Here is a 14741-nt window from a genome sequence, read left to right as displayed (position 1 = left end):
ATTTCTAGCTCTTTTAAAATGTAAATTTCTTATCCACTATGCGGACTATCCTGCCGCCAAGCCTTTTTGCCTGCTCTTCGTTGTGCGTGGTGATGATGATGGTGTATCTTTGCGACAAGCTTTTTAAAAGCTCCTCTATAATCAAGATATTTTTCATATCAAGCGATGAGCATGGCTCATCAAGCATGAGCACTTCTGGCTTTGTCGTTAGCATCCTTGCAATGCAAAGTCTTTGCTTTTGACCGCCGGAAAGTTTGCTAGCTGGCATATTTAAGTCACTTATTTCATCTAGTAAATTTACGCTTTTAAGCAGCTCTTCTACTCTTTTTTGCTTATCTTTTATGTTGCCCTCATAAAATTCCATCGCATAGGTCAAATTTCTCTCGACGCTAAAAGGAAAGAGCGTGGAGTCTTGAAAGAGTATGGCTAGCTTTCGTCTTAGCCAAATTTCGCCCTTACCTTTGATATTTTGGCCTTTAAATAGGATCTCTCCGCTATATCGGCCGCCCTTTTGCTCCAAAAAGCCATTTAGCGTCGAAAGAAATGTTGATTTGCCACATCCTGAGCTACCCATTAGGCAGATGATCTCGTTTTTGGCGACGTTTAAATTTAGATATTTTAAAATTTCATTATCTTGGTAAAAGATACTAAGATCTTTTATGTTTAAAATATCTGGCAATTTTCTCTCCTATATCAAATAAAACTACGGCTGAAAGCAGGTGCAAAATGATAAGTATAAAGATGAGCACAAGCGCCGTGGCGTAGGCATTTTGCGTTGCGACTGACTGGCTTAGGAGCATGTGCAGGTGAAATGGTAGTGCCATGACTGGCGAGAGCAGGCCTTCTGCCTTTGCCATGAAGACAACCCCTGTTAAAAGTAGCGGTGCGGTAGCTCCTATGGCATAGCTGCCAGCTAGTATCAAGATCGATATGATATTTTTTCTAATAGTTGGCAAAACCAGTTTTCTAGCCATAAAATTTTTATCAACGCCAAGTGCGAAGCTATCTCTTAACATCTTTTCATCGATCTGCGAGATCACCTTTTCAACGCTTACTTCAACAAATGGAAAGACCATCAAAGCAAGCGTAATGCTAGCTGTTAGCAGGCTTTTTGGGATATCAAGGCTAACGATAAAAAGTCCATAAACAAACATTCCAAGCAAGATAGAAGGTATCGAAGCCATCGTTTGGATGATAAATTTAAGCCCAAGCTTTATCGTGCTAGAAGTGCAGTAAATTTGCCTATAAATGGCGCAGCTAACGCCAAGAAGTGCTGAAAATATCATAGATAATATCATCAGCAAAAATGAGCCTATGATGGCGTCTTTTATGCCGCCGCTCTCACCTAAATTTAAACCTTGCGGGTTTTTGGTTAGAAAGTCTAAATTTATCTGAGAGATGCCATTTGCAAAGATGAAAAAAAATATCCAAAATATCACCGCAATGACGATAAAAACGCAAAGATAAGCGTAAAATTTGACTAAAAAATCCTTAAAAGCGTTCATTGTTTTTCTCAAATTTAAAGATAAAGATATTTAGCAAAAATATAAAAACAAGCAGGATAAATCCGCTTGCAATAAGAGCGTGATAGTGCAGGCTGCCAGCCTCGCTCATACCCATTTCAAGGGCTATTAGAGATGGTATGGTTTGAGCTTTTGAGAGCAGGTGCGGAAAAAGCGGGGTGTTGCCTATGACCATCATCACAGCCATCGTCTCGCCAGCTGCCCTTGAAAATGCGAGTATAAAGCCTGAAATGCTTGCTTTGATCGATTTTCTTAAAATGACCTTACGTATAAAGTATCCCGTGCTTACGCCAAGAGCGTCTGAGTTTGTCTTGAAATTTTGCTTTAGCAGACCCACGCTTTGGAGCAAATGCGAGGTAAAAAAGGGCAGTATCATTACACTAAGGATGAGGCTTGCTGCTAGAACTGACTCTCCAGCGGACATTTTTAACCCTGATTCTAAAATTTTCACAACCGTGTAAAGTGCGAAAAATCCGTAAATGATCGAGGGTATACCAGCTAAAATTCTTATCATCCAGTCTAGCACATGCCTAAGCCAGGCACTCGCAAAAAAGCAGATAAAGATAGTAACGCCAAGCGAGATAAAAAATGAAAATATGCAAGCTAGAAATGCGACTGCAAAATTTGCGATTAGGATATTAAAAAGCCCAAAGCTAAATGGCTCTGTGCTAACATCCCAGTCGTCATTTAGTAAAAAATCAAAGATGTTTATTTCTGCAAAAAAACTCGTGGAATTTAGTAGTAAAAACCCCACGAGTAAAAGCAAAAGTGTAGCGGATAAAAATGTAAAAACATATACTCCGCCTCTAAAAATTTGCCCTATCATTATGGACTATTTTACTGGTATAAATCCCATTTTTTCGATAGTTTTTTGACCCTCAGCCGAATTTAAAACATCAACAAAAATTTGCTCAGTTTTGCTTAACTCGCCACTTTTTACGATGATAAGTGGACGAGAGATGTAGTATTTGCCGTCAACTATATTTTTTACAGTTGGCTCTACGCCGTCAACATTTAGTGGTATTAGTTTACCTTTGTTTTGATTTGTGATACCAAAAGAAGCGTAGCCAATTGCGTTTTTATTTTCGATGATTTTAGAGACCAATGCGCCCATTGAAGGTGATTGGATGACGTTTTTGCTAACTTTAATATCTTTCATGATCTTTTTTTGAAATACTTCATGAGCGCCGCCACCTAGATCTCTTGTAACTACGACAATTTCGTCATTTGGTAGAGACTTATCAAGATCACTCCATTTTTTATACTCGCCTGAGAAAATTTTTACGATCTCATCTTTGTTTAAATTTCCACCTTTTAGTTTTATCACCTCATTTTCTGGATTTACAGCCACGCAAAGTGCGTCTATGCCAAGAGTGTAGGCTTTCATGTCCTTGATTTTGGCTTTTTCGCTATCTTTTATGTCGCGAGCTAGCATGCCATAGTCAGCGACATGATCAAGCACAGCTTTTACGCCAGCACCTGAGCCGCCAGCTGAGACAAAAATGGTAATATTTTTGTTTGGTAAAGAGCTATCTATCTTGTCCCAAGTCTCGTATTTTTCGATAAAATCAGTTGAAATTTTAGCGATGACTGGAGCTAGCGTAGATGAGCCACTAAAGCTTATTTGTGATTTTTCATCCGCACCTGAAGCGAAATTTAAAGATAAAAGCAGCATAGAAGCAGCCAACATAAGTGATTTTTTCATAAAAACCTCCAAAATTTAATTGTTATTAACATTTGTAAAGCTATTTATTATTTGTAAAAATTTGTAACGATTTTTTCTAAAACTTAGAACTTTGGTGGCATTATACAATAAAAATAATATTTAATCTCTCGTTTTATTAAAATCAAATTGGCTCATAAAGAAATATAAATTTATTCTTAAGAAAATATTTTTTTAAGCCTTGATTGTGTAGAATGGTTGCAACTTTACAAAAATGGCGTAAAATATCATAAGAAAAAGATATAAAGCTAAATTTATAGAATAAAATAGCCTTAAATTTTTTGAAAGGATTTTAGATGAAAACTACTTCTTTGGCACTTGCTGGCTTGCTTTTGGCAACGACTCTTTCAGCAAAAGAATTTATCAGTATCGGCACTGGTGGCATGACAGGTACTTACTATCCGATAGGTGGGGCGATCTGCCGCTTAGCAAACAAAAACACCGATGTAAAATGCTCAGTTCAATCAACTGGCGGCTCAGTCTATAACGTAAATAACGTCCTCAAAAAAGAGCTTACATTTGGTTTTGTTCAAAGTGACGTCGTCTATGATAAATTTAACGGTACTGGTAAATTTGACGGAGCAAAAGATGAGAATTTACGCTCAGTAGTTGCGATCTATCCTGAGCTTCTTGCATTTGTCGTGGCAAAAGATAGCGGCCTAACAAGCGATATCCAGTCATTTGCAGGCAAAAAATACAATGTCGGCAACCCAGGCAGTGGCAACGAAGTGAGTACACTTGAAGTCTTTAAAGCAAAAGGCTTTGACGTCTCAAAACTAGGATATCGTGGCGTTTTAACAGTTGGCGAATGCCCACACGCACTAAAAGATAAAAAAATAGACGGATATAGCTTTGTTGTTGGTCACCCAACTGCAAATATAACTGACGCTGCGACATCTTTGCCTATTGATATCCTAAACATCGAAGGTAGCGAGATCGATAAACTTCTTGCAGAGAAGCCATACTTTGCAAAAGGCGTGATCCCAAAAGGCTCATATGACGGCGTTGATCACGACGTAAATACTATCGGCGTAAAAGCTGTTTTGGTAACCAATAAAGACACAAAAGATGAGGCCGTAAAAGCTGTAATAAAAGCTATTTTAGACAACTTTGATGAGTATAAAACTCTTCACCCAGCACTAAAATCAGTAAATAAAGAAGATCTCGTCCAAGGTCTTTCAGCTCCGCTTCACCCAGCTGCAGAGGCTGCTTTTAAAGAGGCTGGTATCTTAAAATGATCCAAATTTCCAGGGGCTTTTGCCTCTGGATAAAATTTAAATATGCAAATTCTTTTAAATTTATATATTTAAATTTTAAAGGAGAAAGATGAACGAAGTCAAAGACAACGAAGAACAATTTGTCGAGGTAAAAACAAGGGAGATAAATAGCAATTTTTACAACTATTTCATTGCGATTGTATGCTTTTCTTGGTCAGTTTTTCAGCTTTATATAGCTTATTTTCCGCTAAACACTAACATTTCGCGCTCTATTCACCTAGCCTTTGCGGTTGGGCTTGTATATTTGCTATATCCGGTCACTTTTCATAAAAAGGCTCACTCAAGCGTACCATTTTACGATATTTTTCTCTGCGTAGTTGGTGTAGCGGCCGTGCTCTATCCGGCAGTTTATTTTTATGAGCTTGCCGATAGGACGGGGGACTATATCAAACAAGATGTGATCATCTCTTTTATCGCTATTTTTATCTTGCTTGAGGGCGGTAGACGCGTGATGGGGCCAGCACTTGGCATTATCTGCGCTATATTTTTGATATACGATCACTTTGGCCCTTATATGCCAGACATAATCGCTCACCAGGGTGCTAGTCTAGAAAAGATCGCAGGGCATATGTTTTTAACTACAGAGGGTATCTTTGGCGTGCCTATCGGTGTTAGCGTTAGTTTTATCTACCTTTTTGTTCTTTTTGGCTCATTGCTTGAGAGGGCAGGAGCTGGACAATACTTCATAAATTTAGCTTTCTCGCTTCTTGGAAAATATAGAGGCGGCCCAGCTAAGGCCTCGGTCATCGCAAGCGGCCTAACAGGCATGGTTTCAGGTAGCTCAACGGCAAACGTAGTAACTGTCGGTACATTTACTATACCGCTTATGAAAAAGGCTGGCCTATCGCGCACAAAGGCTGGTGCTATCGAGGTTGCTGCTGGTGTAAATGGACAGCTCATGCCTCCTATTATGGGTGCGGCAGCTTTTATCATCGCTGAGTTTTTAGGCATGACATATACAAATGTTATGATGGCAGCGGTAATTCCTGCATTTGCGTGCTATTTGTCGCTATTTTTTATCGTGCATTTAGAAAGCGTCAAACTTGGGCTAAAAGGCATAGATCAGAGCGAATTTCACTCAAGATTTAAAATTTTTGTTAGCGGTCTTCACTATATAACGCCGATCCTAATTTTACTTTATACGCTACTAATCGCAAAAGAATCGGCCATCTCAGCGGCTTTTAATGCGATTGGATTTTTATTTTTAATAATGATCTTTCAAGAGCCAACTAAAAAGCTAGCAAGTGGCGAAAAAGTAGGCATAAATGACGTTCTTCTTGGCTTTGAGGATATATTTTGGGCGATGGTTGCAGCTGCAAAAAGTATGACTACTATTGCCATCGCAACAGCACTTGCTGGCATCATCGTGGGCTCTATCTCTCTTACTGGTCTTGGTCAAGTACTATCTGATCTTGTCGAGCTTCTGGCGGGCGATAATATCATTATGATACTGCTTTTAACAGCTTTAATGTCTCTAATCCTTGGCATGGGACTTCCAACAACGGCAAACTACATCGTAGTTTCAAGCCTTGTGGCACCTGTCATTTTATTTTTAGCACACAAAAACGGCTTTCTAATCCCAGCCATAGCTGTGCATCTTTTTGTTTTTTACTTTGGAATTTTAGCTGATGACACACCCCCAGTTGGTATCGCAGCATACGCAGCAGCGGGCATCGCTAAAGCAAATCCAATAACCGTTGGCGTGCAAGGGTTTTTCTACGACCTAAGAACAGCGATCTTGCCATTTGCCTTTTTCTTTAACAACAAGCTTATGTTGATAGAAAGCGTAAATACAGGCGACCCACTTGACTCAAAAGGGATAGTTTGGATGAGCAATCCGCTTGAAATTTTACTTGTTTTTGGCATGGCTATCGTGGGAATGTTTGCCTTTTCTAGCTTACTTCAAGGTTGCTACGTCACAAAACTTAGAATTTGGGAGCGCTTGCTACTTATCCCGGTCGTACCACTAGCTCTTGTGCCAAATATCTGTGTGAAATTTCACTTTATGCCAAACGAATATACTGCATATATGGTAGCAGCTGTACTTTACGCCTTTGTCTTTATGACTCAGTGGGGCATAAAAGATAAACCGCTTGATCAGATAAGAGCTATATAAATTTTTTAGGTTAAATATAAATGTAAGAGATTTTAGGCCATTTGGCCTAAAATTTATAGTTGTTTTGAGCGCTTTAGATCACCTGCAAATTCACAAGAGAGCTTATCACCCAGGCTACAGCCTTTTTCTAAAACAGTGTAAGCCTCTTTAAATTTATGATCGTCTATTAGCATAGACCCCATCATCGCACAAGAGTATCCATCATTTAGCTCACAAGCTTTGTTAAAAAGCTCTCTTGCTTTTTGTGGTTCAGATTTTAGATAGATGCCGCCAGCTGCCGAGCAACCCTCTTTTTCACCGCTTTGGCAAGCTTTATTATAATACTCCAAAGCCTTGTCTAGATCTGGTGTTGCTGTTTTACCTAGCTGATAAATGGCGCCAGTTTTTACACATGATTTTGCATCATTTTCTGCACATCCTGCTTCAAATTTAGCTAAAGCTTCTTTGAAATTCGAGCTCCCATATGCCTTTAGACCATCTTCAAAGTTACCTGCAAAAGCACAAGCAGCTAATATTGAGATAAAAATCATTTTTTTCATTGAAATTCCCTTTTTGTGAATTAACATGCAATTTTAGCATATTAATTTTTACACTTACTTGATGAAAATAAATTACGCTCTTAAAATTCTTTCTTGCTCTTTATAATCAGGCATGATACGTTCTATAAATTTATAAAAGCTGCTTTGATGATGCGGATAGAGCAGGTGGGTAAGCTCATGAAGCACTACGTAGCGTACGGCTGAGATGGGCTTTTCGATGAGCCTTAAACTTAAGTTTATATAGCCTTTTTTGTGATTACAGCTGCCCCAGCGAGTTTTGCTATTTCGTATGACGATGCGGCTAATCGGCCTATTTATAAAGGGCTCAAAATGGCTTATGAGCTCTAAAAATATCTCTTTTGTCTTTGTTTTTATAAAGCGTTCAAGTGCCTTTAAATTTGGCGTTATGATAAATTTGTCTTCAAAAAATGGCTGTTTTATGCTTTCATCAAATTTGATCTTGTAAATTTCTCCAAGAAATTTCATTTCATCATCTTTTGGTAAATTTGCAAGTGCCTTTTTATAGGAATTTTCAAGCCAAATTTTATGGCTCTCCAAAAACGCCAAAGCCATCTTTTGTGTGCTGTAAAAAGGCATAGAAAGTGTGATCTTAGCGTCCTTGCCAACTCTTAGGCGCATGACTCTTACATTTTTTTTAAAATTTATTAAGACGCTTAGACCATAAAAGTCTAAGGTTACGCTTTTTTGCCTCAAACTAGGCGTTTTGACTGCCATTTTTTGCTTCTCCAGCGCCATGTATTTGCAAGCCCTCTTAGCCACTCATCAGCGCAAAATCCTATCCAAACGCCGATGATCCCCCAACCAAGATAGACGCCCAAAAAGTATCCAAGTGGCAGCGAGAGCCCCCACATGAAGATAAGGCCAGTTATAAGTGGAAATTTAGCGTCGCCACTTGCGCGAAGAGCGTTTACGATGACGATGTTAAAAGTCCTGCCAGTCTCAAGCACGATTGAGAGCGCAAAGAGTGGTAGCATGATGGAGCGCAAATTTTCACCTAAATTTAGTGTGTCCATAATCTGGTTTTTAAGCGCGTAGGCTATGAGAACGACGATGAGAGTTATAAAAACGCCTATTTTTAGCGCTTCAAATGTCCTTGTATAGGCCTCGTTAAACTCACTTGCTCCAACCAAATGCCCCACGATGACTTCGTTTGCCACGCTAATACTGGCACCGCAAAGCAAGATAAGAAGCGTGATCTGAAAGTAGATGGTCTGCACGCTAAGGCTGGCCTCGCCCATACTTGCTACAAAGCCAAAAGCGACCATGTATTGCGCCATCCAGAGTAAATTCTCCCCTGCGCTTGGAAGGCCGATGGTTAGAATTTTCTTTAAAATTTCAAATGGCACGACAAGCAGCTTTCTAAGATAAATTTTAACTTTTGCCACGCGAGTGAGCATGTAAAGTAGGACAAATACGCCTATTAGCCTGCCCACAAGTGTCGAGATAGCGACCCCTTGTAGGCCTAAATTTGGCAGGTCAAACCAGCCAAAAAGGGCGATGGCGTTGCCAAAGATGGTGATTACGTTCATCAAAACTGAGGTTAGCATTACGCCAGTTGCGAAGTTATAAACGCGAAGTACAGCAGCTAGCACCATGCCTATGCCGTCAAAGAGCAGGGCAAAACCAAGGATGTGCAGGTATGAAAAGCTCTCATTGATGAGCTCTTTTGGCACATTTAGTAAATTTAAGATGTTGTAGCCAAAGACGTAGATGATGATGGCTGAAAATACACCAAATATGGTGTTTGAAGTGACGCTGGCGTGTATGACATTTGAAGCAAGATCGTTCTTTTTAGCCCCCAAAGCTTGTGCGACGACGACTGAGCAGCCGATGCTTAGAAAGTTAAAAATAGTCATAAAAAGATCCATCACTTGATTACCTGCACCCATGGCACCCACAAGATGCACGCTCACTTTCGTTACCATGTAGGTGTTGATGATGAGCGTGATGAAGTGCAAAAACATATCTAAAAATATAGGAATGACTAATTTTTTCATAGAAAGATTCATTAAATGCTCGCTTGAAAGTCTAAAATTATGTGGCAATTATAGCCAAATTAGGTTTTAGCTCCCTTTTGATATAATCGCAAAAAATTTAAAAATGAGAGAAAAATGGCATTAATCGACCTGATAGACGTTAGTAAAAAATTCGGCGCAAATGAAATTTTAAATGGTGTAAATTTTAGTATAAATGAAAATGAAAAGATCGCTATCATCGGTAAAAACGGCAGCGGCAAGAGCACGCTAATGAAGATTATCTCTGGCGAGGTGACGGTGGATAGTGGCAGAAGGATAGCGCAAAGCTTAATAAGCGTCGAAATGCTAGCACAAAATCCAAATTTTAATGCCACGTTTAGTGTGAGAGAAGCGCTAAATAACGAGCTAAAAGAGATATTTGACGCGATAAGCGAATACGAAAAAAGTGGAGTCTTACTAGCAAACGACCCAGAAAACCAAGAAATTTTAAAAGAGCAAGAGAGACTTATAAAATTTATAGAAGCAAAAGATGGCTGGAATATCGAGCATAAGATCGAGCGAATTTTGCAAGAGTTTAAGCTAAAAGAGTATGAAAACAGACCCATTTGCTCGCTTAGTGGTGGCGAGATCCGCCGTGTGGCACTGGGCGCTCTCATACTTAAAAAGCCAGATGTGCTGCTGCTTGATGAGCCGACAAACCACCTTGATGTCTACATGGTCAAATTTCTTGAAGATATGCTAAAAAGCTCAAATCAAAGCATAGTTTTCATAAGCCACGATAGATATTTCATAGACTCGCTTGCTACGAGGTGTGTCGAGGTCGAGGAGGCTGGGCTTAGAAGCTTTGATGGCGGATATGCGAACTATCTAACCAAAAAAGAGGAAATTCTAGCAAGCCTTGCAAAGTCGCATGAGACGCTGCTAAAACAGCTAAAGGCTGAGGAAGAGTGGCTAAGACGTGGCGTAAAAGCTAGACTAAAGCGAAATGAGGGCAGAAAAGAGCGAGTGCTCGCCATGCGCGAAGAGGCCAAGAAAAATCCAGGTGTCATAAGGCGAGTGAGGCTAGAGCTTGAGCGTGCGAGTAAAAATTTCAACCAAACGCAAAGCCAAAACCGCAAAAAAATGCTATTTGAGTTTAAAAATTTAGGCAAAAGCATAGATGGCAAGGTGCTTTTTGAAAAATTTGACGCAAGGGTCTTGCGGGGCGAGCGTATAGCTATAGTCGGACGAAACGGTAGCGGCAAGAGTACGCTACTTAAAATTTTGCTAGGACTTGAAAAGCAAAGCAGCGGCGAGATAAAAAGGGGCGAAGTAAGTATCGGCTACTTTGATCAAGCTAGAAATGTCCTTGATGATGATAAGAGCCTTATAGAGACATTTTGCCCAAATGGTGGCGATCACGTGCTGGTTCGTGGGCGAAATATGCACGTTTATGGCTATCTTAAAAATTTCCTCTTTCCAAAGGAATTTCTGGATAAAAAGATAGGCGTTTTAAGTGGCGGCGAGAAAAACCGCGTGGCACTGGCGATGCTTTTTACTAAAACTTACGATGTGCTGGTGCTTGACGAGCCGACAAACGACCTTGATATCGCAACTATCAACATATTAGAAGACTACTTGCAAAGCTTTGAGGGAGCTATCTTGCTAGTTAGCCACGATAGATATTTTGTCGATAAGATGGCAAATAAGCTTTGGGCGTTTGAGGGCACAAAGATAAATGTCTTGCACGAAGAGTATAGCGTCTATTTGGAGCTTGAAGATGAGATGAAAGAGCTTGATAAATTTGAAAAAGAGCTCTCAAATAGTCAAAATGAAGCCAAACAAAAGAGTAAATCCGGCGTAAAACTAAGCTATAAACAAACACAAATTTTAAACACATATCCAGATAAAATTTCAACCCTTGAAGCAAGAGTCGCCGAGCTAAACGAAGGGCTTAGCGATCCTAAAATTTATCAAGAAGTGGGTCTTACTAAGCTTTATGAAGAGCTTGAAAAGGCAAAAGCTGAGCTTGAAAGCCTAGAAAATGAGTATTTTGAAGTGCTTGAGATCGCCGAGGGGCTAGAGTAGCTTGAAAAAGATCGGTAGGATAAGCGAGCTAAATAGAAGAGTTGTTAGGCAAAATTTAGCCACAAGCATGAGCCTTTTGATAGGTAAAGAGAGATTTAGCGGGGTGTTTTCACGAGAGATAGAAAAATATGAAGTAGGCGATCTAGTCGAGATAAAATATAAAAAGGTTGGATTTTTAAATAAAATGGAAACCATTTGGCTCATCGCAAAAAAAACAGCGAAGAATCAGGGCTTTCTGCAAGGATCGAAAATTTATTTTATTTGCTTGTTGCCTTGTATCTTTGTTTTCTTGCTTTGGGAGTTATCTATTATGGGATCACGTTGGAATTTATCATTTATAGGCTTTTTGTTATGTTAGCAGCCACTTGTTTTCTATTCTGGATGGGTAAATCCGCATATTTTAGGTTTTTAATTTTTAGATATTTTATATTTGGATAGGTTTTGTGAAATTTAAATTTATGAAAGGTTTTTGCGCCATGATGAGGTCGCTAAATTTGTTTGAAATGGGGCTAAAATGTTAAAAAAACATCCGCTAATTTCCGTAATGATCGCCATTGTTGTGATATTTTTTGCTGTCTATTTTTTTATCTTTGGGTTAGCTACTATTTTAGATGACGACATTGGCGATAGTAAAGAGTTAAATAATAGCTTTTTTTACGTCAAAGATGACAAGGTCTATGCCATGGTGCCAAGTGGGGGTAAATTTGAGCTAATAGGCGTGAGGGCCAGCAAATTTAGATACATTGATACTGGCAAATACGACAACAGAAACGTTGGCGCTAGCGATGAGGCGGTATATTGCGGCAACCTCGTGATGAGCGGGCTTGATCCAAATGGCGTTAGAGCGCTTGGCAATGGCTATTTTGGTGATGGCAAGATAACATATTTTTGCGATAGCGTAAGCGAGACGAACCTCGAAATATCCGCACTTAAAGAGTTTTGGGACATCGTCTCACATAAAATGTTTAATACCCCTAAAGCGCAAACTCATATCTATAAATTTAGAGAGGTTGATAACGCTAATTTAGCTGCGATCTTGGGATTTGGCTATGCAAGCGACGGAGTAAAGGTCTATCATGAGGGCAAAGAGCTAGAGGGCGCAAATGCCAGCAAAATGCGATATATCGAGCAGGCATCTGGCAGAAAGAGCGTGCATTTTACGACTGACGGAGAAAAAGTCTATTATGACAGCACAAAGCTAGGGATCAAATTTAGCCCGCAAATGCGTGATATCGGCGAGATATGGCGCATTCACTATCTTTATGAGCCAAATTCTGGCATGGTCTATGCAAACGATCACGAATTTGACCCAAAATTTGCCCCATACGAGCCACTTTTTAACCTAAAAGATGAGCACTCCTATCATGCGCTCTTTCGTGGTAAAGGCGGTATCTATCACTGGGAGCGAAAGTGGCAGTGGTATAACAGCATAGATGAGGGCGAGTTTGTAAGAGACGGAGACGATCCTTTTAAAGGCGAGATAACGCCGCTATATGGCGACGTGGTGATAAGTGATGGCAAGACATATTTTCTAAAAACCTATGAAATTTGGCACAACACGAAAAATGATCACAGCCTAAGCTCACGCCACACTTGCATCGTAAGGCTTAATACAAAAGAGCAGTGGCGAAAGATAGGGCTTGTAAGAAACGATGGCTACGGAGCGGTTTATGCAAACGGAGATAAGACATATTATTTTGATAACGTCGGCTATGGCTGGCGTTTTAACAGCAGTGTTTATGATATAAACGACCTTGGCGTGGTTGAAATTCTCACTCGTCCTTATGGCCCAAATGTTAAGAATTTAAAACTTGATGAGATAGTAAAAATGGTAGATCAAGGCGCTATGACGCCAGCTGATGGCGAGGTAGTGATCGATGCGATAAGCGACTTTGATGATTACTCGCAAAAATATGCCTACTGGATATTTCTTGCCATTGCATTTGTGGCCTCGGTAGTTGGCGCTATTTTTAAAAATAAAAAGCAAGCAAACAAGCTTAAAAAAAGGGTAGATGATTATAGATTATGAGAAAAATTGCGACTAAGATACTTTATCTTTTTGTCATTTTGACACTATTTTTTGTTTTGGCTATGCTTTATCTGTGGCGTGAGGGCAAGTATCAAAGAGGCTTTGCAAACATTGATGGTAGCGAGTTTTACCGCTCGCCTGAGGGTAAAATTTACGTTCAAATTTCAGGCAGTGGCAAGTATGAGCTAAAAGGAGTTGATGAGACTAGTTTTAGGGTCTTAAAGCTAAAACACGCATATGATTACTCAAACGTGGCGGCTGATAAAAACAGTGTCTATTGCGCTAGAGAAATTTTGCCTGGGCTTGATCCAAACAGCACCAAAGTGCTTGGCAATGGCTATATAAGTGACGGCAAGATAAGCTATTATTGCAGCTCTAGAAGTGAGAAAAAGGCTGGATTTAATGAATTTATCGCCGTCATGAAAAACGTCGCTCACATCTTTATAAAAAGCTACGATGATAGTTCATATTTTTATAGGACAAAGCTTGTTGAAAGTGCAAATTTAGAGCCTATATTTGACGCTGGTTTTGTAAGAGATGGCGGCACGCTTTACTACAAGGGCGAAAAGCTTGACGCACAGCCTAGCGAGCTAAGATACATCACAGCAGAAAATGGCGCTCCTAGCGGATATTACACAGATGGTAAAAGCCTATTTTTAGGCTTTTATAAGCTTGATGCGAGCTACACAGATGAGGTGCGTCGGATATGCTACGACCCTAAGCATGACATAGAGTATCTTTTTGAACCAAAAAGTGGGGCGGCGTTTGCAAATGAGCGTAAATTTAGCGCTCAGCAGATGCCTTATAGTGCCATTTATAGCGTGGATAACGTGCACTCGTTTTGGCCTCTTTTTGCCAGCAAAGATGGAATTTACTTTTGGGATAGCACGAAAAACGAACAAGCTAAAATTTCAGATTACCAGCTAAAAGGCGAGCTAAAAAGGCTCTATGCTGACGTTTTTGTAGATGAGAGCTCGGCGTATTTCTTACAGCAAGGCGAAGAGTGGCGGCGCTCAAAGCACGGCAGGCACTTAGTGGCACAGACAGTCTCTTTATATAAATTTGCCCCAAGCAGCTCTTGGCGTGAGATAGGGCTGGTAAAAGATGGCGAATATGGCGCAGTATATGCAAACGGCGATAAGCTTTATTTTTTTAGCAAGATAAAGCCTTTTTATGGCATAAAACATAGCGTTTATGAGGTGGCGGATCTTAGTATCACCCAAATTTTAACAAGAGCATCTGCAGAACTTAGCGCAAAAGATATCAGCGGTATGATAAAGCGTGGCGAGCTAGTGGAGGCAAGCGGCGAAGAGGTCGCAAGATCTAGGATAGAGTATGACTCGCCAAAGATCATTTTGTATATCACATTTGGCATCGCTTTTGTCGTCATAGTGCTAATAACTCTTGCAAAACCAAAGAGAGCTAAAAGCGACTTGAGATAAATTTCAAAGTAGCTATTTTTGGTGGCTA

At 39.9% G+C, this 14741-nt stretch carries 13 protein-coding genes; 6 read left to right on the top strand and 7 right to left on the bottom strand.

Features of this window, described 5'->3' with window-relative positions:
* Window positions 1–13: 13 nt before the first annotated feature.
* From ACTTKV_RS04420 to ACTTKV_RS04405, 4 genes are read right to left on the bottom strand one after another with little or no spacing between them, the layout of a single operon-like run.
* Window positions 14–679: a phosphate ABC transporter ATP-binding protein gene (locus ACTTKV_RS04420; RefSeq protein WP_103589323.1), complete on the bottom strand. Its 666-nt coding sequence runs from the start codon at window positions 677–679 to the stop codon at window positions 14–16.
* Window positions 648–1505: a PstA family ABC transporter permease gene (locus ACTTKV_RS04415; RefSeq protein ID WP_442549437.1), complete on the bottom strand. Its 858-nt coding sequence runs from the start codon at window positions 1503–1505 to the stop codon at window positions 648–650. Before ACTTKV_RS04415 ends, ACTTKV_RS04420 begins: the two co-directional genes overlap by 32 nt.
* Window positions 1492–2349, bottom strand: a complete 858-nt coding sequence (gene pstC, locus ACTTKV_RS04410) for a phosphate ABC transporter permease subunit PstC (RefSeq protein WP_442549436.1) — start codon at window positions 2347–2349, stop codon at window positions 1492–1494. Before pstC ends, ACTTKV_RS04415 begins: the two co-directional genes overlap by 14 nt.
* A 6-nt stretch (window positions 2350–2355) precedes the next feature.
* A complete protein-coding gene (locus ACTTKV_RS04405) occupies window positions 2356–3228 on the bottom strand; it encodes a phosphate ABC transporter substrate-binding protein (RefSeq protein WP_442549435.1) in 873 nt (290 codons plus the stop codon).
* Window positions 3229–3542: 314 nt separating this feature from the next.
* Between ACTTKV_RS04405 and ACTTKV_RS04400 the strand changes: the two genes are divergently transcribed.
* Window positions 3543–4484 carry a TAXI family TRAP transporter solute-binding subunit gene (locus ACTTKV_RS04400; protein ID WP_442549434.1) on the top strand — a complete coding sequence of 314 codons (942 nt, stop codon included), beginning with the start codon at window positions 3543–3545 and terminating at the stop codon, window positions 4482–4484.
* A gap of 88 nt (window positions 4485–4572) precedes the next feature.
* Complete coding sequence (locus ACTTKV_RS04395; protein WP_442549433.1) at window positions 4573–6639, top strand: TRAP transporter permease; 2067 nt, start codon at window positions 4573–4575, stop codon at window positions 6637–6639.
* A 53-nt stretch (window positions 6640–6692) separates the two neighbouring features.
* On the opposite strand, the gene ACTTKV_RS04390 is transcribed toward ACTTKV_RS04395, so the two are convergent.
* From ACTTKV_RS04390 to ACTTKV_RS04380, 3 genes are all read right to left on the bottom strand, one after another.
* On the bottom strand, window positions 6693–7178 hold the full coding sequence (locus ACTTKV_RS04390; RefSeq protein ID WP_442549432.1) for a tetratricopeptide repeat protein: 486 nt from the start codon (window positions 7176–7178) through the stop codon (window positions 6693–6695).
* 72 nt (window positions 7179–7250) lie between these two features.
* A complete protein-coding gene (locus tag ACTTKV_RS04385; RefSeq protein WP_442549431.1) occupies window positions 7251–7913 on the bottom strand; it encodes a M48 family metallopeptidase in 663 nt (220 codons plus the stop codon).
* The gene (locus ACTTKV_RS04380; RefSeq protein WP_442549482.1) at window positions 7889–9208 is read right to left on the bottom strand and encodes an MATE family efflux transporter; all 1320 of its coding nucleotides are present in this window, start codon (window positions 9206–9208) and stop codon (window positions 7889–7891) included. The genes ACTTKV_RS04385 and ACTTKV_RS04380 overlap by 25 nt, the downstream gene beginning before the upstream one ends.
* A gap of 102 nt (window positions 9209–9310) precedes the next feature.
* Here ACTTKV_RS04380 and abc-f point away from each other — a divergent pair, with 102 nt between their 5' ends.
* From abc-f to ACTTKV_RS04360, 4 genes are all read left to right on the top strand, one after another.
* Complete coding sequence (gene abc-f / locus ACTTKV_RS04375; protein WP_442549430.1) at window positions 9311–11242, top strand: ribosomal protection-like ABC-F family protein; 1932 nt, start codon at window positions 9311–9313, stop codon at window positions 11240–11242.
* Between the two features lies 1 nt (window position 11243).
* The gene (locus tag ACTTKV_RS04370; RefSeq protein WP_442549429.1) at window positions 11244–11600 is read left to right on the top strand and encodes a hypothetical protein; all 357 of its coding nucleotides are present in this window, start codon (window positions 11244–11246) and stop codon (window positions 11598–11600) included.
* 156 nt (window positions 11601–11756) lie between these two features.
* A complete protein-coding gene (locus ACTTKV_RS04365; protein ID WP_442549428.1) occupies window positions 11757–13271 on the top strand; it encodes a DKNYY domain-containing protein in 1515 nt (504 codons plus the stop codon).
* Window positions 13268–14713 carry a DKNYY domain-containing protein gene (locus ACTTKV_RS04360; RefSeq protein ID WP_442549427.1) on the top strand — a complete coding sequence of 482 codons (1446 nt, stop codon included), beginning with the start codon at window positions 13268–13270 and terminating at the stop codon, window positions 14711–14713. Before ACTTKV_RS04365 ends, ACTTKV_RS04360 begins: the two co-directional genes overlap by 4 nt.
* Window positions 14714–14741 lie beyond the last annotated feature (28 nt).

This window comes from Campylobacter sp., assembly GCF_052169515.1.
GTDB lineage: Bacteria > Campylobacterota > Campylobacteria > Campylobacterales > Campylobacteraceae > Campylobacter_A.
The sequence above is the reverse complement of the archived record's forward strand: the minus strand, read 5'-3'. Positions and strand labels throughout refer to the sequence as shown.